Origin of the sequence: Pseudomonas sp. FP818 (assembly GCF_030687335.1) — a bacterium.
GTDB classification, from domain to species: Bacteria; Pseudomonadota; Gammaproteobacteria; order Pseudomonadales; family Pseudomonadaceae; genus Aquipseudomonas; species Aquipseudomonas shahriarae.
On the sequence record NZ_CP117427.1, the window covers coordinates 3,247,241 to 3,269,121 of the forward strand.

General features: G+C 63.1%; 21 protein-coding genes. 2 read left to right on the plus strand and 19 right to left on the minus strand.

Annotated features, from left to right (window positions below; all coding sequences use genetic code 11):
* Positions 1 to 33: 33 nt before the first annotated feature.
* Entirely contained in the window at positions 34 to 687 is a 654-nt protein-coding gene (gene nfsB / locus PSH80_RS14455; RefSeq protein ID WP_305417235.1) for an oxygen-insensitive NAD(P)H nitroreductase, read from the minus strand.
* Positions 688 to 835: 148 nt separating this feature from the next.
* Positions 836 to 1,258 (minus strand): ester cyclase, encoded by a 423-nt coding sequence (locus PSH80_RS14460; protein WP_057440981.1) that lies wholly within the window; start codon positions 1,256 to 1,258, stop codon positions 836 to 838.
* A gap of 131 nt (positions 1,259 to 1,389) precedes the next feature.
* Between PSH80_RS14460 and PSH80_RS14465 the strand changes: the two genes are divergently transcribed.
* Entirely contained in the window at positions 1,390 to 2,283 is an 894-nt protein-coding gene (locus PSH80_RS14465; RefSeq protein ID WP_252117173.1) for a LysR family transcriptional regulator, read from the plus strand.
* 10 nt (positions 2,284 to 2,293) lie between these two features.
* On the opposite strand, the gene PSH80_RS14470 is transcribed toward PSH80_RS14465, so the two are convergent.
* From PSH80_RS14470 to PSH80_RS14480, 3 genes are all read right to left on the minus strand, one after another.
* Positions 2,294 to 3,226: a p-hydroxyphenylacetate 3-hydroxylase reductase component gene (locus tag PSH80_RS14470; RefSeq protein WP_115128375.1), complete on the minus strand. Its 933-nt coding sequence runs from the start codon at positions 3,224 to 3,226 to the stop codon at positions 2,294 to 2,296.
* Between the two features lie 63 nt (positions 3,227 to 3,289).
* A complete protein-coding gene (locus PSH80_RS14475; protein ID WP_057440975.1) occupies positions 3,290 to 4,459 on the minus strand; it encodes a p-hydroxyphenylacetate 3-hydroxylase oxygenase component in 1,170 nt (389 codons plus the stop codon).
* 336 nt (positions 4,460 to 4,795) lie between these two features.
* On the minus strand, positions 4,796 to 5,887 hold the full coding sequence (locus PSH80_RS14480; RefSeq protein ID WP_057440973.1) for an NADH:flavin oxidoreductase/NADH oxidase: 1,092 nt from the start codon (positions 5,885 to 5,887) through the stop codon (positions 4,796 to 4,798).
* 58 nt (positions 5,888 to 5,945) lie between these two features.
* On the opposite strand from PSH80_RS14480, the gene PSH80_RS14485 reads away from it, so the two are divergent.
* Positions 5,946 to 6,281, plus strand: coding sequence for a helix-turn-helix transcriptional regulator (locus tag PSH80_RS14485; protein ID WP_057440971.1), 336 nt, complete (start codon positions 5,946 to 5,948; stop codon positions 6,279 to 6,281).
* Between the two features lie 43 nt (positions 6,282 to 6,324).
* Here PSH80_RS14485 and PSH80_RS14490 read toward each other — a convergent pair whose 3' ends face one another.
* From PSH80_RS14490 to gspD, 14 genes are all read right to left on the minus strand, one after another.
* Entirely contained in the window at positions 6,325 to 7,170 is an 846-nt protein-coding gene (locus PSH80_RS14490) for a transporter (RefSeq protein ID WP_305417238.1), read from the minus strand.
* 87 nt (positions 7,171 to 7,257) lie between these two features.
* Positions 7,258 to 9,357: a PQQ-dependent dehydrogenase, methanol/ethanol family gene (locus tag PSH80_RS14495; protein WP_186625200.1), complete on the minus strand. Its 2,100-nt coding sequence runs from the start codon at positions 9,355 to 9,357 to the stop codon at positions 7,258 to 7,260.
* Between the two features lie 113 nt (positions 9,358 to 9,470).
* Positions 9,471 to 10,412: a transcriptional regulator FeaR gene (feaR, locus tag PSH80_RS14500; protein WP_057440965.1), complete on the minus strand. Its 942-nt coding sequence runs from the start codon at positions 10,410 to 10,412 to the stop codon at positions 9,471 to 9,473.
* A gap of 80 nt (positions 10,413 to 10,492) precedes the next feature.
* On the minus strand, positions 10,493 to 13,057 hold the full coding sequence (locus PSH80_RS14505; RefSeq protein ID WP_305417241.1) for an EAL domain-containing protein: 2,565 nt from the start codon (positions 13,055 to 13,057) through the stop codon (positions 10,493 to 10,495).
* Positions 13,058 to 13,175: 118 nt separating this feature from the next.
* Entirely contained in the window at positions 13,176 to 13,838 is a 663-nt protein-coding gene (locus PSH80_RS14510; protein ID WP_305417243.1) for a hypothetical protein, read from the minus strand.
* Complete coding sequence (gene gspM, locus PSH80_RS14515) at positions 13,835 to 14,266, minus strand: type II secretion system protein GspM (protein WP_115128383.1); 432 nt, start codon at positions 14,264 to 14,266, stop codon at positions 13,835 to 13,837. The genes PSH80_RS14510 and gspM overlap by 4 nt, the downstream gene beginning before the upstream one ends.
* On the minus strand, positions 14,263 to 15,372 hold the full coding sequence (locus PSH80_RS14520) for a type II secretion system protein GspL (RefSeq protein WP_200659715.1): 1,110 nt from the start codon (positions 15,370 to 15,372) through the stop codon (positions 14,263 to 14,265). The genes gspM and PSH80_RS14520 overlap by 4 nt, the downstream gene beginning before the upstream one ends.
* Before the next feature lie 14 nt (positions 15,373 to 15,386).
* A complete protein-coding gene (locus tag PSH80_RS14525) occupies positions 15,387 to 15,977 on the minus strand; it encodes a prepilin-type N-terminal cleavage/methylation domain-containing protein (RefSeq protein ID WP_198831395.1) in 591 nt (196 codons plus the stop codon).
* Positions 15,974 to 16,339, minus strand: coding sequence for a type II secretion system protein (locus PSH80_RS14530; protein WP_057440952.1), 366 nt, complete (start codon positions 16,337 to 16,339; stop codon positions 15,974 to 15,976). The genes PSH80_RS14525 and PSH80_RS14530 overlap by 4 nt, the downstream gene beginning before the upstream one ends.
* Positions 16,336 to 16,785 carry a type II secretion system minor pseudopilin GspH gene (gene gspH / locus PSH80_RS14535; RefSeq protein ID WP_057959300.1) on the minus strand — a complete coding sequence of 150 codons (450 nt, stop codon included), beginning with the start codon at positions 16,783 to 16,785 and terminating at the stop codon, positions 16,336 to 16,338. The genes PSH80_RS14530 and gspH overlap by 4 nt, the downstream gene beginning before the upstream one ends.
* Before the next feature lie 2 nt (positions 16,786 to 16,787).
* Positions 16,788 to 17,246, minus strand: coding sequence for a type II secretion system major pseudopilin GspG (gspG, locus tag PSH80_RS14540; RefSeq protein WP_269835616.1), 459 nt, complete (start codon positions 17,244 to 17,246; stop codon positions 16,788 to 16,790).
* Positions 17,247 to 17,275: 29 nt separating this feature from the next.
* Complete coding sequence (gspF, locus tag PSH80_RS14545) at positions 17,276 to 18,478, minus strand: type II secretion system inner membrane protein GspF (RefSeq protein ID WP_057440948.1); 1,203 nt, start codon at positions 18,476 to 18,478, stop codon at positions 17,276 to 17,278.
* Positions 18,478 to 19,926, minus strand: a complete 1,449-nt coding sequence (locus PSH80_RS14550; RefSeq protein WP_081044222.1) for a GspE/PulE family protein — start codon at positions 19,924 to 19,926, stop codon at positions 18,478 to 18,480. The genes gspF and PSH80_RS14550 overlap by 1 nt, the downstream gene beginning before the upstream one ends.
* 5 nt (positions 19,927 to 19,931) lie before the next feature.
* Complete coding sequence (gspD, locus tag PSH80_RS14555; protein WP_143110470.1) at positions 19,932 to 21,881, minus strand: type II secretion system secretin GspD; 1,950 nt, start codon at positions 21,879 to 21,881, stop codon at positions 19,932 to 19,934.

Consider the following 21,881-nt stretch of genomic DNA (forward strand, 5'->3'; position numbering starts at 1 on the left):
AAGCGGGTTTGCCCCGCTCGCCACAGCCCCCCCTTAGATAAACTCGAACAACACCGGCGCCGGCAAGCGGGACTTGGGCAGGCCCGCATTAAAATCCTCATGGCTGTGGTAACCCACACTCACCACCACCAGGCTGGTAAAGCCGCGCTCGCGCAAACCCAGTTCGGCATCCAGCGCCTTACTGTCAAAGCCTTCCATGGGCGTGGCATCCAGGCCCAGGGCAGCAGCGCCGAGCAACAGCGTGCCCAGGGCCAGGTAAGTCTGCTTTTCCATCCAGTGTTGCAGGTCTTTGTAGTCATAATGATGCAGATCGACAAACCGCCGCCGGCCTTTGTCCTGCCCGGCCTTGGCCTGCTCATCCACAAAACGCCCATCGCTGGCTTCTTGCTCCAGCAGCGCCTGCAGGTACTCCTCGGGCATCTGGGTACGCGTGCAGAGCACAATCACATGGGAGGCATCGAGGGTCTTCGCGCGATTGAACTCAAAACCACCCTGCATACTGTCCGCAATCCGAGCTTTACCCTCGTCTTCGTGGGCAATGATAAAGTGCCAGGGCTGCGAGTTGACGGAAGACGGGCTGTTGCGCAGTTGTTCCAGCAACAATTCAATGGTTGCCACGGGAATCTTGCGCGATGAATCGAAGAGTTTGGTTGTATAACGACGCTTGGACAGGCTTACCAGATCCATAAAAGGACTCCAATCAAAATAGGCAAAAACAGCGAGTCCATCGTTACCCTTCGCCCCGCCGAGAAAAACCACCCGCACGCGTCAAGAGTTTCACTGGCACAGTGAAAGTGCGCTGTGCGCCTGCGTCCCTGCAGGGGAATCGCCCGGGTCAGTCGTACTCGACAATCCCCAGTTGCTTGGCCATGAACAGCTCATTGCGCTCGACGATTTCCTCGACCACTTTGCCTTCGGCATTGAACCGGAAGTACGTCAACGCGCTCCAGGACAGGTCTTTACCGCTCACATCAAAACCATGCCAGGTGTTGGAACCCTTGGCGTGATGCATCAACGCAACCACCACCACATCACCGGCCACCACTTCTTTCTGGAAGGTTGTCGCGATCGACTCGTAGCGCTCGGTCACGTTCAGGCGCAAGGCCTGTTTGAACGGTTCGACACCGACGATAGGCGCCGGACAATCGGGGCGGTGAACCACCACATCGTCGGCAAAAAATTCCGCTACGCGCTCAACATCCTTACCGTCGACGCAATACTTGAAGTACTTTTTCACCACATCCAGATGCTTGCTCATTTCGACTCCAATCAAGTTTTTCCCTGCACTCAACGGCTAGACTGGCAGGGGCAAAAAAAGCTTAACGGTCGGCATACACCTGAAAAATGCTGTAACTGGAAAACACCCTTGCGCGCAGTGGAGCAATGCTGATGGATCGCTGGACCGAATATGAGTTGTTTGTAAAGGTCGCGGAGCTGGGCAGCGTGACCAAGGCCGCAGACGCCCTGGACCTGTCCAGTGCGGCAGCCAGCCGGCACTTGGCGGCACTGGAGAATCGCCTGGGCGTGAGGCTGATCGAGCGCAGCACCCGGCGCTTGTTCGTCACCGAAGTCGGCAAAGTGTTCTACACCAATTCCAAGGCAGCCCTCACGGCGATGCAAGGCGCGACCGAGGCCGTCAGCGCGAGCAAAAACCACCCCCATGGGGTGTTGCGTGTGACTGCATCCTTATCCCTGTGCCTGCAACATATCCTGCCGCTGGTGCCCAAGTTCAAGGAGCAGTACCCGGATGTACGCCTGGATATCGTGGCCGAGAACCGCTACCACGACATCATTGACGACAACATCGACGTCGCCCTGCGCACCCGTGACAGTGAGCCGGACTCCAGCCTGGTGATCCGCCGCCTGACCGATACCCGACGCATACTGGCTGCCTCGCCGGACTACCTCGAGCGCTGCGGCCGCCCACAACATCCGCAGGCGTTGGCCGAGCATCAACTGTTGCTCTACACCTACGCCACCGATCCCTATGAGCTGACGTTCCAGCGCGAAGACCAGACCATCACGGTGCCCGCCACTCCGGCGCTGGAATCCAACGACGGCTATCTGTTGCGCGCGGCCGCGCTGCAGGGCCAGGGCATTCTCGCGCAACCCACTTATGTGATCCACGACGATATCGTCGCCGAGCGCCTGGTGCCGATCCTCAGCGACTGGAGCCTGCCTCGCCTGGAAATCAACCTCGTCTACCCCTCACGACGCCACCTGCCGGCCAAGACCCGGGTGTTTATCGACTTTATTGTCAAAGAATTCCAACACCTGGATTGACCCGTCGCGCTCAGTGCCGGATCACTGCCTTGAGTACCGTCTTGAAGGTCTCCAGTTGCTCCTCGCTGAATTGGCTGAAGACCGTGTCCTGCTGCTCTCGGGCGATGGTCCACAACGACTCGGTTTCGTCGATGCCCTTGGTGGTGAGCTTTACCCGGTCCTGATCATCGCGTACCAACGCCTTGCGCTTGAGGTTGTTCACCGCCTCTTCGATCTCGCGCACCGGCATTGCCACTTCGCGCTGCAACTCGGCCAGGCTCAGGCCGGCATCGTTCTCCAGCACCATCAGCATCCGCGCTTCACTGGTGCGCAGGCCGGTGGACAGTTGGCGGGGCTGGTAGCTGGCCTGATAGGCCCGCAGCGCCTGGGTCATCAGGTAATAGAGGTTATGGCTCAGGCGCCCCTGGAAATGGCTGCTCGCTGGCTGGCCCTCCTCACGGCGGGTCATGCGGGTGTGTGGCAGGACCATGGAATAGGCGCCCTGGTGATAGAGCAACGGTGAGCGGCCGCAGTCGTCGAAGGCCACCACTTTGCCAATCATGATCCAGTGATCACCCCCATCGACCTGCTGGTACTTCTCACACTCAAAGCGTGCCGAACAGTCGGCCAACACCGGCGCCCCGCCCGCACCCGCCTGGTATTCGATCTCGGCAAAACGGTCCTCCCGGGGCCGGGCAAAGTTATTCGACAGGTCAATCTGATCGGCGGCCAGCACATTCACCGCAAAGTGCGTGGCGGCTTCAAACACGGCGTGACTGGTGGAGCGTTTGTCGATGCTCCAGAGAATCAGCGGCGGGTCCAAAGACACCGAATTAAAACTGTTGGCGGTGACACCGACCTTGCGCCCGCTGGCGTCGGCGGCGGTGACCACGGTGACACCGGTGGCAAAATTGCCCAGGGCACGGCGAAAGGCGCGGGTATCGACTTGGTTTTCAATAGACATGCAAGACTCCCGGACAGGCTGAAGGCCCTGCCCTGATTATTCTTATAGGTAAGCGTAGCGTGGTCAGACCATCGCCGGGTCAGGCTCCAGGCCCATCAATTCGCGCCCGAGAATCTGTGCGCAAACGTCATAGTCGGTGTAGGCATGGGCGCCGGCGAGGTGAACGTCGCGGAACAGGCGCTGCAGTTCGTTGGTTTCAAACCAGGCGCCACCGCCCGCCGCCTCCATCAGGCGATCCACCGCCTGGATGCACATTTTAGTGGCGTAGCCCTGGTTGGTCCGCCAGAACGCCAGGGTGCCGCGGCTTGGATATTCATGGCGCTCGCTGTGCTCGGCGATCTCGTCCCAGCTTTTTTCCAGTAAGGCGCGTGCGGCGGCCACCTGGTGAGTAGACTCGGCCAGACGCATCAACGCAGGGGTCGCGGCGCCGACGGCCGCACCGGTGTAGGCCCGCACACGGTTTTTGGTTTTTTCGCGGAACACCTCGAGCATGCGCTCGGCGACGCCCAGGCCGACGGTGGAGAAACCACTGGCAAAATACGGACGGTAGGGGGCGAAGAAAATCCTGCTGTCGGGGTACAGGCCGAAGCCCGCCGACTTGCCTTCCATCATGTCCTTGGCCTTCTGGATACGGTGCTCGGGCACGAAAGCCTGATCGACGATCAGGGTCTTGCTGCCGCTGCCACGCATGCCCACGGCATACCAGTCGTCACGAATCTGATAGTCACTGCGCGGCAGTACCGCGAAGCAGTAATCCTGGGTGCCTTCGGCGTTTTTGCGGCGAAAGCCCATGATCGCCCATTCGGCGTGGTCACAACCCGAACTCCAGCCCATCTCACCGCTGAAGGTCACGCCACCCGGCACTTCTTCAGTACGCCCAAATGGCGCGATGCTGCTGCTGGCGGTGGCGTCGGGGTCGACGCCCCAGACCTCGTCTTGCAACTTGACCGAGAACATAGCCATCTGATGGCTATGGGTACACAGCAGGCTCATGGCCCACGCGGTGCTTGCGCAAGCGCCGGCCAGCAAAGCGATGCACTGGGCAAACTGCGGCAGGGAGATTTCCATGCCTCCGTACTTTTTCGGCAGAAATGCCCGGTGCATGCCGATGCCCTTGAGCAACGCGATGTTCTCGGCAGGTACGCTGCGATCTTTCTCGGCGGCGAAGGCATTGGCAGCAATCGCGGGCAAGACCGACTTGAGGTCTTCCAACAGAGGGTTTGGCTTTTTCATGGGTGCTCTCTTTATTATTGGATATCCCCATTCCTGGCCTGCCTGCGCCCTGCTCACTCGGCAGGAGGCTTGAAACAACCGGGAACGTTCGTAAAGACACGCCCAGTATGTGGCGCTTGGTCGCAGCGCAACATGCACGTTCCGGATGGAAGATTGTACTTTTCATGGCCCACAAAAAAAGCCGTCGCAGAGGCTGCGACGGCTGAGTAAAGACTCTCCACTGTAGGAGCTGGCTTGCCTGCGATAGCACTGGATCAGTCGATATATGGATCGCTGACAGGACGCCATCGCAACCTCGCTAAAGCTCGACAGCTCCCACACACAACACGGTCACCCTTAGCGATAGCGCTCAAGCCAATGCGCGTAAGGCGCCGGCAGGGTCCAGGAAGCCTTGTCCACCCCCAGTTCCTTGGCGGCGAAGTATGCCCAGTGTGGGTCGGCCAGGTGCGCACGGCCCACGGAAACCAGGTCGAGATGACCGGCCTGCAACGCCCCTTCAGCCAGTTGCGGTGTACCGAAACCCCAGGCCGACGTGACCGGCAGACCGGCTTCGCGGCGTACGCGCTCGGCAATCGGCCCCATAAACGCTGGCCCCCAAGGGATGTTGGTGTCGGGGATGGTGAAGCCGACACTGACGCTCAACAGGTCCAGGCCGCCGTCCTTGAAACGACGGGCCAGTTCGATGGACTCACACAGGGTCTGTTCGTCACGCCCGTCATATTCGAGCACCCCGAAACGCGCGGTCAGCGGCAGGTTTTCCGGCCAGACTTCACGCACGGCGGCCAGGGTTTCCAGGAGGAAACGGCTGCGGTTGTCGAAGCTGCCACCGTAGGCATCGGTGCGCTGGTTGGAGTGCTCCGAGAAAAAGCTCTGGCCCAGGTAACCGTGGGCGAAATGCAGTTCGATCCACTCAAAACCGGCGTCACGGGCACGGCGTGCGGCTTGAACGAAGTCCTGTTGCACCCGGGCGATATCCTCCAGGGTCATGGCCTGGGGGACTTTCGGCAGGTTCGCGCCAAACGCGATCGCCGAGGGTGCCAGGGTTTGCCAGCCACGGGCATCGTCGGCGGCAATATGGTCGTCGCCTTCCCATGGGCGGTTGGCACTGGCCTTGCGCCCGGCGTGGGCGATCTGGATGCCGGGCACCGCGCCTGCCGCCTTGATCGCTTGCACCATGGGCACAAAGGCTTGGGCATGGGCATCGCTCCAGATACCCGCGCAACCCGGCGTGATCCGGCCTTCGGGAGCCACGGCGGTGGCCTCGACCACCACCAGGCCGGCGCCGCCACGGGCCAGGCTGGCGAGGTGGACGTGATGCCAGTCATTGACCATGCCGTCATCGGCCAGGTACTGGCACATCGGTGGAATGGCGATGCGATTGCGCAACGTAACGTCTTTGAGCTTGAAGGGTTCGAACAATGCAGACATGAAAAAGCTCCTGAAACGAGGGTGACGTTTGATTCGATAGTTCGATCTTAATCGAACTATGGTAAACAATGCCAGCCCTGTTATCATTCGGTTCATGCGAGCCTTTAAACACCCCTCCCCCGAAGACTTGACCCTCGAACGCCTGCTCTATGCGTTGAGTGACCCTGTGCGCCTGGACATCGTGCGCTGCCTGGCCGGCGTAGAAGAAGCCAGTTGCGGCGAGTTGGATGGCGGGCGGCCGAAGTCCAGCATGTCCCACCACTTCCGGGTTTTACGTGATGCCGGGCTGGTGCATACGCGCAGCGTGGGCACGACCCATATGAATTCGTTGCGGGCCGATGTGTTGGCCGAGCGATTTCCCGGGTTGCTCGAAAGCATCCTCGCCCAACAATAAGACCGCGCTGTCACGCCCCGCGAGACAGCGCCTACAGACAGCGTCAGTAGAAATACGCCAGGCGAAACTGCAGCGAATTGTCGATCTTCACCCCTTCGCGCACCGCCGCGTCATGCATCAATTGCCCCAGTACCTGTACCTGCTTGCCCACCATCGTGGCCACGGTGAAGCCCAGCGTGCCATTGCTGCGGCTGGTGGCCAGGGTTTCATGGTCCAGCGTCTCGCGGGCGCCCCAATTGTGCCGATAGGAGATCGCCGCGTAAGTCTCTGGAGTGAAGTTGTAGCGCAGGTGGTTGTGCAGTTGCAGCAGCGGATATTTCTTGGCATCGGTGGCGCGCTGTTCACCGTAGAACTCCGTCTCGGCAATCACATCCCAGGTGATTTTGTCGGTCAGCCCCTTGATATAGCCCACCTGGAAATCCAGGGCCCAACGGTTGTTGCTCAGGGCAAAACCCTGGTCCTTGTCACTGCCCGTGGGCGCGGTGACAAACGCCGACCAGCCCAGGTGCTGGTTGTTGGCCAGGTCCGCGAGGGTCCACAGCGTGCCGCCAAACGTAATGTCGCCCAACCCTGAGTGCTTGCTGTCGCTGGCGCCGGTCTTCTGGTAGCCGAAAGGAATGACTATTTGCGGGTCCCAGGTCAGGCCGGTGTTGAGGAACTCGGTGAAGTGGATCAGGCGCAACACCCCGACGGTCATGTCCAGGTCAAGGTTGTCGGCGACTTTCTTGCCGCCCGAGTAAACCTTGTCGCCCCGTGGGTTCTGCTGGTACAGCACCACCACATCGGTGCCCTGGGGCAAGGCGGTGTAGTCGCCGGGGTCCGGCTTGACGTCGGCGTGAGCCAATGGAACCAGGCTGAAGAGCAGGGTCAGGATGCTAAGTGTTTTCATGGCAAGTACCGTTATTGTTATTGGAGGCAACACTCGGCCATGACGACGTCAAAAGACGTCGCCCGGCACAGTTCAAACAAGGGGAGATCAGTGAATGGCGTTGAGGTCGGCCTGCAGATCCCGGGTGCGCTTGACCAGGTACTGGCGCAGCAACTCCATGTCTTCGCGCTGCAGAATGTCGGAGAAGTTCGGCATGCCCTTATTGATCAACGCGCCACTGACAAAGGCCGGAAATGCCGCGTGCTTGTTGTCATCCAGGTAACGCAGGTCGGGCACGACCCCGCCGCTGATCGCGTTCAGGCCATGGCAACCGGCACACAGGCCATTGAACATGCCACGCGCCTGCACCAGTTGCTCGGGGGTCGCCGTGAGTACCTGGCGGGTAGTCGGCAGTACCGGCGCGGCCTTGGGGGGTGGCAGCTCACCGGTGGCACCGAGCTTGAAGGCAATCACCCGCGACTCAGCGCGCACCTTGCCCTTGTTGGTCAGCGGGCCGGTCAACAGCGGCAGGATCCCGCCCCACCCCACGGAAAACGCCACGTACTGCTCGCCATTGACCGTATAAGTAACCGGCCCCGCCATCACCCCGGAGTTGGCCCGGTGCTCCCACAGCGGCTGACCGGTGTCGGCGCGATAGGCCACCACCCGTCCATCGGCCGTGCCCTGGAACACCAGGTTGCCGGCCGTGGCGAGGGTGCCGCCGTTGCCGGCGCTGACATAGGGTTGTTTCCAGGCCGCCTTCTGCTTGACCGGGTCCCAGGCGATCAACTCTCCGCTCCACGCATCCCGGATCTGGTTGAGGACTTTCGGGTCTTCCGGCAGGTCCGGCACATCCAGGCCGAAGTTCACCACTGACTTGTTCGCCAGGAACTGCGGGACCTTGGCCGCCTTCAACTCGGCCAGGGTGTACTGCGCCGGAATGTACACGTAGCCGGTTTTCGGGCTGTAGGACATGGGATGCCAGTTATGCCCGCCAAGGAAACTCGGCTGCACCACCTTGGGCTCCTTGGAATAGTCCGCCGCGCCGGTAAGAATCGGCCGCCCAGTCTGCAGGTCGATGCCACTGGCCCAGTTCACCGGCACGAAATTCTTTGCCGACAACAGTTTGCCGTTGGTGCGATCCAGCACATAGAAAAAGCCGTTTTTGGGCGCCTGCATGATCACCTTGCGTACGCTGCCATTCATCTCGATATCGGCGAGGATCATGTGCTGGGTCGCGGTGAAGTCCCACTGGTCCTGCGGGGTGATCTGGTAGTGCCAGACGTACTCGCCGGTGTCCGGGCGCAGCGCCAGGATGGATGACACATACAGGTTGTCGCCCTTGCCATTGCTGCGGAACTGGTAGTTCCACGGCGAGCCATTGCCGGTGCCCACGTAGAGCAGGTCCAGTTGCGGGTCGTAGGCCATCGAGTCCCACACCGTGCCGCCGCCGCCCCACTTGACCCAGCCGTCACCGTCCCAGGTCTTCATGGCCTTGGCCATCGCCGCATTTTCCGGCGGCAGCTTGGGGTCACCCGGCACGGTGTAGAAGCGCCAGACTTGCTTACCCGTGTCGGCGTCATAGGCGGTGACATAACCGCGCACGCCAAATTCGGCGCCCCCGTTGCCGATCAATACCTTGCCCTTGACGATGCGTGGCGCGCCAGTAATCGAGTAGCTTTTGCTGCGATCAATGAGGGTGTCGACGCTCCACACCGGCTGGCCAGTGCCGGCATCCAGCGCAATCAAGCGCCCATCGAAACTGCCCACATAGACCTTGCCCTGCCACACCGCCACGCCACGGTTGACCGGACCGCAGCAGCCCTGGCCAAGGTTCTCGGCAGGGACCTTGGGGTCGTACTTCCACAACAACTCACCCGTGGCCGCATTGATCGCATAGACGATGCTGAAGGCACCCGTGGTGTACATCACCCCATCGACTACCAGCGGCGTGGCCTCGGTGCCACTGTCGATATCCAGCTTGGTGGTCCAGGCCATGCCCAGTTGGCCGACATTGCCGGCATTCACCCTGTCCAGCGGGCTGTAGCGTTGTTCATCGTAGGTGCGACCGTGGCTCATCCAGTTACCGGGCTCACGGTCGGCGGCGATGATGCGCGGCCCATCGACCTGGGCCGGCCCGGCCAAGGCCAGGGTGGCGAACGCGCTCAATAGCAGAGGCGTGCCCAACAGCAGGCTCCGTGTATTCATTGTTATTGTTCTCCAACATTAATCGACTCAGGCCACGCTATTAGAGGGTCTGCCACCTGCGGCCACTTGACTGAGGCTGCCAAAGCCCTTGGCATTCCCTGCCAAAGCGCGGCCTATAGCGGCTGCTGGCGAAAGTCCCGGGGCGCATGCTGGAAATGCCGCTTGAAGGCGCGACTGAAATGCGCGGCATCGACAAACCCCCACTTGAAGGCGATCTGGGTGATTGACTCATGCCGCAAATCCCGCGCACGCAGGTCCTGGGCCACCCGCTCCAGACGGCGCTGCTGGATGTAGCGCGCGATGCTTTCATGCCGCTGCTCGAACAGCCGGTAGAGTTGGCGCACTGAGACATTCAGGTGCCGCGCCAGGTATTCGGGGCTCAATTCGGTCTCTTGCAGGGAGGCTTCCACCAGGCGCGTGGCCAGGCCATAAATGTCGTCCTGGCCCACGCAGGCAAAGCCCGGCTGGCCCTCAGCGCGCTCGTCCAGACCGGCAACCGCCAGGCCGATCAGGGCCTGCTCCACGGCCGGGCCATCGTTCTCGCCACCATAGCCTTCACTCAGTTGCGCATCCTCCAGGGAGCGCACCAATGCACGAATCATATGGGTGGCGACGCTGTTGCGCGCCAGCTTGCCAAACAGGCGCTGCTGGCCGAATTGCCGGGCGACCTCGGCGCGGGACAGATGCACCGAGATATTCTGTACCAGTCCCTGGGGCTCAATCTCGAAGGCCTGGGCCGAGTCCACCAGGGCGATATCGTCGGGCCCCAGGTCAATCACCCGGTGCTGCTGGCGGATGCGTTGATGGCCGCTGCCCTGCAGGATCAGAAAACAGTGGCGGTCATCGTCGCCATCGCCGTGGGTGTGATGGCGGCTGATCAGCCCGGCATTGGTGCGGATATGCGCCAACTCCAGGCCACACACGTCCTGGCCGTGGACGCTGCCAATAAACAGGCTGTGTCGATCTGACTGCGCGGTGCTGAAATTGCCGCAGACTGCACGCAAGTCACGATTCCAGTTGGCGAACTCAACGCAAGGGTTGAACAAGGCAGGCATACCCCCTCCCACAGACCATTTATAGTTATATTGTTAACATATTATCTATATGCGGTCAGTGCAAGCAGGGTCAGGAGCGGCTAAGCAGTCCGGCCCGTGATCAGCGCGCCGATGGCCTGGGCATCCACCGGCACGCTGAGGTAGAAACCCTGCGCTTCATCGCACTGCACGTCCTTCAGCGCCGTGAGTTGGTCGAGGGTCTCTACGCCTTCGGCGGTCACCGTCAGCGAGAGCGCCCGGCCCAGGCCGACAATCGCCTGGATGATCGACTGATCGCCACCACCGGAGGTCAGGCCGCCGACAAAGCTGCGGTCGATCTTCAGCCCGTCGAAGGGGAATGAGCGCAGATAACTCAGCGACGAGTAGCCGGTGCCAAAGTCATCCATCAGCAAGCGCACGCCCAGGGCCTTGAGGCCTTGCATGATGCTCAAGGCGACTTTCTCGTCATTGAGCATCACACTTTCGGTCAGCTCCAGCTCCAGCCGCGCCGGGTTCAAGCCCGTCTCCAGCAACACCGCTTTGACCCGCGACACCAAGTGCCCACGCTGGAACTCGGTGGAGGACAGGTTGACTGAAATCATCACGTCGTCAGGCCAGCCCGCGGCCGTCTGGCAGGCCGCGTGCAGCACCCAGTTGCTCAACGGCAGGATCAGCCCGGTTTCTTCGGCGATGGGGACGAATACGTCGGGGCCCAGCAGCCCGCGCCTTGGGTGCTCCCAACGCACCAGGGCCTCGGCACCGGCCAGGCGCTTGCCTTCAATGCGGTAGCGCGGCTGGAAATCCAGGCGCAGTTCGCCGTGCTTGATCGCCTGGCGCAAATCGGCTTCCAGTTGGCGCCGCTCAATGATGCGTGCGTTCATATCGCCCGCATAAAAGCGCCAGGTGTTACGCCCGCCTTCCTTGGCTTCGTAGAGGGCGATATCGGCATAGCGCAGCAGCTCTTCGGCCAGGGTCGCGTCCGCCGGCGCCATGGCAATACCAATGCTGGCACTGATAAACACTTCATGTTCGCAGATGTAAAACGGCTGTTCGATGCAGTCGATCAGGCGCCGACACAGGCCTTCCACCTCCAGCGGCGAGCTCACGCCCGCCACCACCAACATAAACTCATCGCCACCTATGCGCGCCACCAGATCATCCCCACGCAGGCAGCCCTGCAAACGCCGGGACACCTGATTGAGTACATCATCGCCAGCCGCGTGCCCCAGCAGGTCGTTGACCGGCTTGAAGCGGTCAAGATCAATACTGAGCATGACCAACGGCCTTGCCAGGGTCGGCACCGCCTTGAGCTTGCCCTCGAGGAATTCCTGCATGCGCGTGCGGTTGGCCAGCCCCGTCAAGGCATCGTGTTGCGACAGATATTCAATGCGCCGCCGGGCCTCGACCTCTTCGGTGATGTCGCTGGCGGTGCCTCGATAACCCTGGCCAGGTATCTCGCGCACCGACAGCCGGCAAATGCGTCGCTGACCCTCGCCAGACACATAGCTGCACTGCACGATGGCATTCGGGCGATGGGCGTGGTCCTTGAACCAGATGGCCAACAGGCCCTGATCAGAGGTCAGCAGCTGATCCACCGCCAACCCCAGGCAGTTGGCCCCGACAAGGCCGGTAATTACATCAAAGCGCTCCGAGAGGTAGGTAAACCGCAGTTGGGTATCGACTTCCCAGATCCAGTCGGACGCCGCTTCGGCCACATCACGAAAGCGCTCCTCGCTGACCGCCAGCGCCGCACGACTGGCTTGCAGGGTGGCGTAATTAAGGTCCATGACCCGCGCGGCAGCGGTACTGCGGCGCTGGATAACCCAGGCCATCAAGGCAAAGATCAGGCCGGCAACTGTCACCAGCGGCACAACCAGCCCCAGCAACTGGCGCCCAGGATCCTCCGCGGTCCATTGCACAACACCTGCATTGTCCCTGAGGCTCAGGCTCGGTGCGCCCGCCGCCGCCCCGCCGGCCGGGGCGACCCGCAGACCTTGCACACCAAAATCCTCGCCCAGTGCAGCCAGCCGTTGCGGCGCCAGCTTGGCAATGAAGATCAACACCGAAGCGGGACCGCTATCGGCCTCTACGTTCGGATCGGTGCCAGGCGTCAGCGCAGCGGCGGCCAACACCGCCGGCATGCCATCGGCCTGTATCAGACGGGTCACCGATTGGCTGTTGGTCGCGGCCTGCCGGGCCTGGGCCAGCAGGGGCTCGATCGGCAGGTGCAACCAGTCCTGCACGGCGACGCTCTGCAGTTGGCCCTCAATCAGCGAATACACCGTGCGACCGGCTGGATCGACAACAAACACCCCCTGGAAACCGAAGTCGGAAAACAGCGTCGTGCCGATGTTTTGCCGGACAAACGCCCAGTCCACATCCACCTTTTGATGCAGGTGTTCGTAGGCATCCCCCCAAAACGCATAGTCCTTGACCGTCGAACCAGCGACGCGCTCAACCGACAGCAGGGCGTTTTCGATATCAATGCGGCTGTGCTCGCCGGCATCGTGATTCAAGTGCTCGGCAATGGACACCAGCAACACCCCGACCAACAGAAACATGGCCAGTAGCAGCAGCGAACAGGCGAGCAGATAAGCCCGTGCAGTAGAAAGATTGGAAACCTTGCCTTGCAGCGACGACTTGGGGCCAACGTTGAGCTTTTCCATGAGCGCTCCAGGCGCCAGGGCGCCCTAACAACCCGCACCGAAAATCACACCACGCACACGCAAGTGCGAGACTACCTGCCCATAGACGATAGACAGTTTTTGGTGATCCATCGAACCCTCAGGGTTTACCCAGCACCTTGCTGAACGCCTGGGCAGCGGGCTGCAGCCATCGCGCCTGCACCAATAGCGGAATCACGGCAGCACCCGGCTCCACCTGCCCGTCTACTTGCAACCGCTGTGGCTTGGCTTCGACCTTGAAATGATGCTCGCCAGCCAGTTGCAGATCCGCTAGCAACCGCACCCCATCCCGGCACTGCAACTCGATCCGGGTATTGCCCAGCTTGACCAGCCACGGGCTCAACAGCGCCAGCTCGTGCCCCAGCAATTCGCCTTCGGCCCGAAGGCAACTCATGCCCGCGCCATTGACCTGCAATCGCCCTTCCCAACGTCCGTCCAGCACGAACATCGGCGCGGGCAAGGCGCTGACCGCACGCGGTGCCATCTGCGCCTGCCAGTTCCACGGCCAGCCATGGATCGACAGCTCCCAGATGCGCTGTTGAAAGCCCAGGTTCACTTGCGCCGCCCACGGCCGGATCTTCCAGTCCACCGGCGCCAGGGCTCCGACGCGTGCCGCGCGGCCAGTCCACAGGCTGCCCGAAACGCTGCCGGGCTGCCAGCCGGTCGGCCATGGCAACTGGCGGGCAACGAAGGCGGCCGGCAGCTCCAGTAGCACGGTCAGGCTGAACACCCAAATACCCCAGAGGATGACCGCGCGACTCATGGCCGCGCCGCCACTTCCAGGCTGAAGGCATAACCCTGGCCGCCGCCCTGCTCCAGGCTCCACTGCACGGGTCGCCCACCCTGCTCCTGCACGGTCCGTAGCAGCAGCTGCAGGGCCTGAGGCCCCGGCAGCTCGCCCTGCAATTGCCAGCGGTCGCCCTGCTGTTCAACGCGGGTCAGTACCCATTGGCGCGACACGGCCAGGGCCTGCCACTGCTCGTTGGAGAACGCCGCTGGCGGCACCAGCGCGCCGGCCTGTTGCGCCAACGCCTGCCACTGGCGGGCATCCTGCCAGGCCGCCAGCAGCGGCCGTGTCAGCAGCACCAGCAACAACAGCCCGACGGTTGACCAGCCAGCCAACAGGCCATAGCGGCGCTTGGGTGGCAGTTGGTTGAAGTGGGCCAGGTACTCCAGCATCCGGGCTTTCATGGTTGTTCTCCCAGATCAAAACTCAGGTGCAGTTGACCGGCGACATGTTGCGCCTGGTCAGTCCATTGCGCGCCGGCAGCCTGGGCCATGGCCTGCCATTCGGCGGGCAGCGGCTGGGGGCCATTGCCGCGCAAGGCCAGGCGCCAACGGCTGCCGTCAAACTCGATGCGCGACACCGACCAGCCCGGTTGCTGCTGCAACCAGCCCGAGAGCGCCTGCTCCAGGGCCACGATTTTTTGTTGACGCACCTGCCATTCGGTCGCCTCGCCCTGCACCCGCGCCAGGGCCGTACGCGCCTGTTGCGGGTTGTTGGCCGGCCCGGCCAGCGCCCTGACCTGGGCTTTCCAAACATCAACCTGACGCAGACTTTGCACCAGATACACCGCACTCCAACACGCCGCCAACGCCACGCAACCCAGCAGCAAATGTCGTTGTACGCGGCTCACCCGTGGCGCTCGCGGCCCCCGTGTACGCGTCGGCCGCATACCCTCCAGCACACTGGGCAACTGCTCCAGGCGCGCCAGGCGCGACGGCCAGTCGCCCTCGAGCGTCTCGGCAGGCAGGTCGCGCCAAGCCTGGGGTAAGCGCTCACCCAATACCGGCGGCCACACCAACCATTGCCGGGAATGCGCCTTGAGGCAACGCAGCGATTCGCGCCGCCACTCCACCACCTGCCCAGGCTCTGCTGGCGGCAACAACTGCAACTCCGCCCAGCCATGGGTGATCTGCAGCCCAAGCGCGGCGCACTCGGCCAGCCATTGCTGGACCTGCTCGCGTTGCATCACCAACAACTCAAGCTGCCCGGCCTCGCGGGACAGGCAGCTGACCAGCAACGCTTCGCCAGGCTGCTGCGCATACTCTTCAAACAACTGCGGCCACTCGTGGCGCTTGAGCCCCGGCGGTGCCGGCAGGCAGAAGTGACTGCAATCGAGCGCTGGAATAATCAAGGCACCCGGCAATTGCAGCAGCGCCGACGGTGGCGGCCAGGCGCCGCTTGCGCAAGCCCGGTGCGCGCTGTAGTGCAACCACTGCCAACGGCCCTCGGCGGTGGCCGGCGGGCGCACCAGCAACCATTCCCGCGGTTTGCCCCGCAGACGCTCAAACATGCCTGCGCTCCGGCTCATGGCTGGGTATCGGGCAAGGCGAAAGTACAGACATAAGGGGCTCCATGGTGCTCGAACTCGATCCGCACGCCGCGATTGGGCTGGGCGGCAACAGTAGAAGGAAAGGCCAGCCAACGCGTGCCCTGGTAAAAACTGAACGTGGCGCGCTCGACCGGCGCCAGTGACTCCTTGAGTTGCCAGCGCGGCTTGTCGGCGGCGTACAGGTCGGCCGAGACCAGCAGGTTCAAGCGCTGCTGGCGCGCATCGAACATCAGGCGCTGGCGTTGCACACGCGACGCGCCTTCTGCCGGCGGCCAGGCGCCCAGGGCCACCCACTGCAATTGCCCAAGGCTCGGCTGCCACTCCAGCCACGCCAGGTCCAGGGGCAAGCGCTGCTCGTACAACTGGCGCAACACCAGGCCATCGAAGCGGCGCTCCAGGGCCATGCAGAACTCCAATACCTGGGGTTCGCTGCCGGGCTCGTCCAGGCGCTCACGCACCTTGACCCAGCCATTGACCAAGGCCGCCAGCAACACCCCGACCACCGCCGTAAGGGCCATGGCTACCAACAGCTCAATCAGGGTCAGGCCACGCTGCGCCGCCTTCATGGGCGCACCAGGAACAAGCTGAACTGACCCAGGGGCTGACGCTGCTGGGGATCGGCAAATAAGCTCAACTCACCCCTGCGCAAGCGGTTGACCCCGGTGTTGCCCAGGGTCAGTTGCCAGTAACAGGTGGCAGGCCCCTGACGCAGCTCGCCGCTCACCGCATTGATCTGCGGCCAGTACTGTTCCACGCCAAACCGCGTCTCCAGCTCCCGCGCGCACAAACTGCCCAGGCGATGTTGCGCGACCGCTTGATGGGTGGCGATGCGCTGGCGCAACAACTGGCTGACCATCACCGCCATCAACGCGGCAATCCCCAGGGCGACCATGACTTCGAGCAAGGTAAAACCGCGCTGGCGCTTCATGGCAGGGTCGCGATATGCAAGGTGTTGTCCGCTTGCCATTGCCAACGCTGGCGGCCCTCGGCCCAGCGCCAGGTGAGTGACACCGGGCGGGCCAGCCCCGACGGGGTGAACATCACCTGGGGCTCGCGGCTCACCGGCCAGTCAGGTTGCAAGCCGGCCGGCCAGGGCGCGCCGCGCGAGGGTGCGACCTGCCACCCATGCGCGCCCCGGCCCACCTGCCAGCGTACGAACTCCGGGCTGCGGCCATTCCAGCGCAAGCCCAGCAACTGCCCGGCATGCCGCGCCTGGGCCGCTTGGCTGCGCGCCTCGCTGGCCAGTTGGGCCAGGGCCTGGCGCATCGGCGCCTGGCCGGCGTCCAGGTAGGCCACGCCCAGGGCACTGAACAAGCCGACGATCAACAACACCACCAGCATTTCCAGGAGCGAAAACCCGCGACTGCGCTGCATGCCTAGAGGTCCCAGTTACCGATATCGGCGTCGGTGCCTTCGCCGCCTTCCTGGCCGTCGGCGCCCAGGGAAAACAGGTCCACCCGGCCATGCTGCCCCGGGGTGCGATAGCCATAGGCATTGCCCCACGGGTCCTCAGGCAGCCGGCGGATGTAGCCGTCGGCACGCCAACTGCGCGGTAAGGGCTCCAGGCTCGGCTTGCTGACCAGGGCCTGTAAACCCTGCTCCGAGGTGGGGAATCGCAAGTTGTCGAGGCGGTACATATCCAGCGCCTGCTCCAGGGTCGCCAGGTCGGCCAGGGCCTTCTGGCGCATGGCTTTGTCCTGGCTGCCGAGTACGCTGGGCGCAACCACCGCGATCAACAGGCCGATGATAAAAATCACCACCATGATTTCCATCAGGGTAAAGCCGCGCTCGCGACGCTTGACCGCACGATTGCCAGGCATGGCGTGCTTTTGCATTTCAAGTTCTCCGTTTTCAGGTTGTCTGTTCAAAGGCTCAGGCCCTGATTGAGCTGCATGATCGGCAGCAACACCGCCAGCACGATGAACAGCACCACCGCGCCCATCAGCAGAATCATCAGGGGTTCGAATAACGCCAGCAGCAGGTCGACCTGGCGCGCAAACCCACGCTCCTGGTTGTCGGCGACGCGCTCCAGCATGTCGGGCAAGGTGCCGCTGGCCTCGCCGCTGGCGACCATGTTCAGCAGCATTGGCGGGAAGTGCCCGCTGGCACTCAGGGCGCGGTATAGGGTCACGCCACCTTCGACCTGTTCACGCACCGCCTCCAGGGCCTGGTGGATCTGCCGGTTGCCAACCGTGGCGGTGGCCACCTCCAGGGATTCGAGCAATGGCACGCCACTGCCGAGCAAAATCGCCAGGCTGCGTGAGACCCGTGCGCTTTCCAGCACCGACAACAGCACGCCGATACGCGGCAGGCGCAAGGCCAGGCTGTCGCGGCGCAAGCGCCATACCGCCTGGCGCAGCAACACCCGCGCGCCCAGCGCCAGCAACAAGCCCAGCCCCAGCAACCACGGGCCGAGCATCACCAGGCCCTCGCTGGCGCCGATCAGCACCCGGGTAATCAGCGGCAGGCTTTGCCCGGTGTGGCTGAACTGCTCGGTGAGTTTGGGCACCACAAAGGTCATCAGGCCGATCACCACCGCCAGCGACACCAGGATCAGCACCGCCGGGTAGATCAACGCCGTGCGCGCCTTGTGCCGTTGTTTCTGCACTTGCTCCAGGTGCTCGGCCAGGCGCTCCAGCACCGGCGCCAATTTGCCCGAGCGCTCGCCGGCCTCGACCAGTGCGCAATACAGGGTATTGAACTGCCCACCCTGGCGGCGCAGGCTCTGGGCCAGGCTCAAACCTTCGCCCAGGGCACCGCGCACCGCCACCAGCAGGTTGCGAATCGCCGGCTCCGCCAACTGGCGTTCCAGGGTGGCCAAGGCATCCACCAAGGGGATGCCGGCGCTCAACAACGTGGCCAACTGGCGGGTCAATTCGCACAGTTGCCCATGGTTCAACCGTTGCCCGCGCGGGCTCGACAGGCTTGCGCCCTGCACCTGCAACTCACGGGCAAACAGGCCCTGCTCACGCAGCAGTTGCCGGGCATGGCGCTCGTTTTCCGCCTGGATGCTGGCTTTGCGGCGATTGCCGCGCAGGTCCAGCGCCTGGTAGCGATAGGTCGGCATCAGTCGCGCACCGCACGCAGAACCTGCTCCAGGCTGGTTTCGCCACGGCGCAGGCATTCGGTGGCCATGGCGGTCAGGCTCTGGCGCTTGTCGGCGAGGTATTCGTGCATGGCCGCTTCGCTGGCGCCGTCGTACAACAGGCTGATCAAGCCGGCATCCAGGGTGATGAATTCATAGAGGCCGATCCGCCCGTGGTAACCACTGCCCTGGCAGTCGTCGCAGCCCTGGGGGTGAAAGCTGTGTTCCAGCAGGGCCAGCTCCGGCCACAACTGGCGTTCGGCGGCCAGCAACGGTGCCGGCGTTGCGCAATGGCACAAACGCCGCACCAGACGCTGGGCCATCACGCCCTTGAGGCTGGAGGCGATCAGGAACGGTTCGATGCCCATGTCCCGCAACCGCGTGACCGCGCCCACCGCGCTGTTGGTGTGCAGCGTCGACAGCACCAGGTGCCCGGTGAGGCTGGCTTGCACCGCGATCTGGGCGGTCTCCTGGTCGCGGATTTCGCCGAGCATGATCACGTCCGGGTCCTGGCGCAGGATCGCCCGCAGGCCGCTGGCGAAGGTCATGCCGGCGCGGGGGTTGATCGCGGTCTGGCCGATGCCGGTAATCGCGTACTCCACCGGGTCTTCGACGGTGAGGATATTGCACGAGCCATCGTTCAGCGCATTCAGGCTGGCATACAGCGTGGTGGTCTTGCCCGAGCCGGTGGGCCCGGTGCTCAGCAAGATCCCGTTGGGCCGCGACAGGCAGGCGCGCAGAGCCTGTTCGACCTCTGCAGGCATGCCCAGGTTGTTCAGGTCCAGCAGGTTGGCCTGCTTGTCCAGCACACGCATTACCACACGTTCGCCGTGAATGCCGGGCAAGGTCGAAACCCGGATATCCACCTCGCGCCCGCCGGAGCGCAAGGTAATGCGCCCGTCCTGGGGCTGGCGTTTTTCGGCGATATCCAGGCGCGCCATGACCTTGATCCGCGACACCAGCATGGCCGACAAGGCCCGTGGCGGGCGCAGGATCTCGCGCAGATGGCCGTCCACCCGCAAGCGCACCACCAGGCTCTGTTCGAAGGTCTCGATATGGATATCCGAGGCCCGCAAGCGCAGGCCTTCAGCGAACAGGCCATTGATCAGGCGGATCACCGGCGCTTCGTTGTCACTCTCCAGCAGGTCTTCGATCCGTGGCAGCTCGTTGATCAGGCTGTCGAGATCGACCTGCTCGCCGATGCCCTCGATCAACGCTGCCGTGGCCGACTCGCCGGCCTGGTACAAGGCCCCCAGGCGCAGTTCGTATTGGGCCGGATCGAGGTGCTCGACCAGCGTCGGCAGGCCATGCACGCGCAGCACTTCCTGCAAGGCGTCGGTGTCGACATCCTCGCGCAAACACAAGGTCCAGCCTTGCGCGCCCGGCGCCCGCGCCAGGCCCGCCTGGCGTGCCAGTCGATAGGGCAACAACGTACTCACCACACGCCCTCGTCGAGACGCTCGCGGCTGGCCGGGAACAGGCGCAGCAAGGCGTTGTTATCGGAGATCGCGGGCAATGCCAGGTTCGAATTGACCTTGAGGTTGCGGTACTTCTCGCTGCTCAGTTGGGCCAGGGTTTCGCCGTCACGCATGATCCGCGGGCGGATAAACACCATCAGGTTCTGCTTGGTGCGCTGGCTGGCGTTGGAGCGGAACAGCCGCCCTATCCCTGGGATATCGCCGAGCCACGGCACACGCTGGTCACTGTTTTTGGCCTCGTCGCCGATCAGCCCGCCCAGCACCACCAGGCCGTTGTCTTCGACCATGACCTTGGTCTTGATCTCGCGCTTGTTGGTGATCACATCGCTGGCGCCGGTACTCTCGGCAATCGACGAAACCTCTTGCACGATGTCCAGGCGCACGGTGTTGTCGATATTGATCTGCGGCTTGATCCGCAGCTTGATCCCCACTTCCTTGCGCTCGATGGTCTGGTAGGGGTTGGTGTTGTTCTGTGTCACCGAGCCCGTCACAAACGGTACTTCCTGGCCCACCAGGATCGACGCTTCGGCGTTGTCCAGGGTCAGCAGGGTCGGGGTCGAGAGCAGGTTGAAGCCACTTTCGCTTTTCAATGCATTGAGCAGCGCAAGGAAGTTCAGCCCGCCGCCATTGAGCTTGCCAAAGCCGGCGGTCGCCCCTGGCACATTGGCCAACAGCTTGCCCAGGCCTGCGGTGTCGCCGCTGCCAGCGGCCCCGGCCAGGCCGGCGATGCTCGTCCCACCATTGGTAAAGTTCACCGCGCCGCCGCCAAACGAGTCGCCCAGAAACAGCCATTGCACCCCCAGTTCCTGGGCGCGGGTATCGGAGACTTCGGCGATGATTGCTTCCACCACCACCTGGGCGCGGCGGATATCCAGTTGTTCGACGATGGTGCGGTAGGCGGCGATTTCGCTGTCCGGGCCGACCATCACCACGGCGTTGGTGCCCTCCTCCGACTCCATGCGAATGCCTGAGGCGCTGACCGCCATCTGCTTGGGCGCACCTTCGGTGGGCACGCCTTCGCCACCGGCGCCCGGGGTGTCCTGGCTCAAGCCGCGCAGCACCTTGACCACCTCAGCCGCATTGGCATGGCGCAGGTACATCACCACCGTGTTCGAAGGTCGCAAGGCAGTCTGTGGCTGGTCCAATTGCTTGAGCAACGCGCGCACCCGCTGGCGGCTGTCGGCACTGCCGCGTACCAGCAACGCGTTGCTGCGCGGGTCGGCAACCACCTGCGCGCCATCGGCGCCCTGCTCGCGGGCCAGCAGGCGGGTCATCAATTGTGCGGTGTCGTTGGCGCTGGCATTGACCAGGGGCAGCACTTCCAGGGGCTCCTGACTGACCTGGTCGAGTTGCTGCAACAGCGCGTCGATACGGTCGAGGTTGCTGCGCCAGTCGGTGATCACCAGCAGGTTGGCCGACGGGTACGGGCTGATCACTCCCACCCGGGGGTCAATCAGCGGCTTGAGGATATTGAGCATCTGTTCACTGGCGGCATTGCGCACACTGAATACCCGAGTAGCCATGCCATCGTTGGCTTGCACGGCCTGGCGCGCAGACTCCACCGGCACCGGTTCCAGGCGTGCGGCCTGGTCCGGCACGATTTTCACGCTGCCATTGGGCAGGTTGACCGCAGCAAAACCCTGGGCGCGCAACTGGGCGAGGAAGATGTCATAGATGGCCTCGCTACCAAGCATATCGAGGCTGCGCACCGTGACCTTGCCCTTGACCCGTGGGTCGATGATGAAGGTGGTGTTGGTGATGCGCGACACGCTGTCGATAAAGTCCGTGAGTTCGGTGTCGATGAAGTTCACTTCATACAAGGCCGGCGCGTCTTCGGCGTGGGCTGGAGTCACACTCAAGGCCAGGCACAATGCGCTCAGGCCCAGGCATTTATTGATCATGTGCAT

Bases quoted from the DNA above. Each gene is read 5' to 3' on its own strand.
- PSH80_RS14520 (WP_200659715.1), bottom strand. From the start codon at position 15,372: ATGTTTGAGCGTCTGCGGGGCAAACCGCGGGAATGGTTGCTGGTGCGC.
- nfsB (WP_305417235.1), bottom strand. From the start codon at position 687: ATGGATCTGGTAAGCCTGTCCAAGCGTCGTTATACAACCAAACTCTTC.
- PSH80_RS14475 (WP_057440975.1), bottom strand. From the start codon at position 4,459: ATGAAAAAGCCAAACCCTCTGTTGGAAGACCTCAAGTCGGTCTTGCCC.
- PSH80_RS14490 (WP_305417238.1), bottom strand. From the start codon at position 7,170: ATGAAAACACTTAGCATCCTGACCCTGCTCTTCAGCCTGGTTCCATTG.
- PSH80_RS14470 (WP_115128375.1), bottom strand. From the start codon at position 3,226: ATGTCTATTGAAAACCAAGTCGATACCCGCGCCTTTCGCCGTGCCCTG.
- gspG (WP_269835616.1), bottom strand. From the start codon at position 17,246: ATGCAAAAGCACGCCATGCCTGGCAATCGTGCGGTCAAGCGTCGCGAG.
- PSH80_RS14465 (WP_252117173.1), top strand. From the start codon at position 1,390: ATGGATCGCTGGACCGAATATGAGTTGTTTGTAAAGGTCGCGGAGCTG.
- PSH80_RS14460 (WP_057440981.1), bottom strand. From the start codon at position 1,258: ATGAGCAAGCATCTGGATGTGGTGAAAAAGTACTTCAAGTATTGCGTC.
- PSH80_RS14495 (WP_186625200.1), bottom strand. From the start codon at position 9,357: ATGAATACACGGAGCCTGCTGTTGGGCACGCCTCTGCTATTGAGCGCG.
- PSH80_RS14480 (WP_057440973.1), bottom strand. From the start codon at position 5,887: ATGTCTGCATTGTTCGAACCCTTCAAGCTCAAAGACGTTACGTTGCGC.
- feaR (WP_057440965.1), bottom strand. From the start codon at position 10,412: ATGCCTGCCTTGTTCAACCCTTGCGTTGAGTTCGCCAACTGGAATCGT.
- PSH80_RS14510 (WP_305417243.1), bottom strand. From the start codon at position 13,838: ATGAGTCGCGCGGTCATCCTCTGGGGTATTTGGGTGTTCAGCCTGACC.
- PSH80_RS14505 (WP_305417241.1), bottom strand. From the start codon at position 13,057: ATGGAAAAGCTCAACGTTGGCCCCAAGTCGTCGCTGCAAGGCAAGGTT.
- PSH80_RS14525 (WP_198831395.1), bottom strand. From the start codon at position 15,977: ATGAAGGCGGCGCAGCGTGGCCTGACCCTGATTGAGCTGTTGGTAGCC.
- PSH80_RS14530 (WP_057440952.1), bottom strand. From the start codon at position 16,339: ATGAAGCGCCAGCGCGGTTTTACCTTGCTCGAAGTCATGGTCGCCCTG.
- gspH (WP_057959300.1), bottom strand. From the start codon at position 16,785: ATGCAGCGCAGTCGCGGGTTTTCGCTCCTGGAAATGCTGGTGGTGTTG.
- gspD (WP_143110470.1), bottom strand. From the start codon at position 21,881: ATGCACATGATCAATAAATGCCTGGGCCTGAGCGCATTGTGCCTGGCC.
- gspM (WP_115128383.1), bottom strand. From the start codon at position 14,266: ATGAAAGCCCGGATGCTGGAGTACCTGGCCCACTTCAACCAACTGCCA.
- gspF (WP_057440948.1), bottom strand. From the start codon at position 18,478: ATGCCGACCTATCGCTACCAGGCGCTGGACCTGCGCGGCAATCGCCGC.
- PSH80_RS14485 (WP_057440971.1), top strand. From the start codon at position 5,946: ATGGTAAACAATGCCAGCCCTGTTATCATTCGGTTCATGCGAGCCTTT.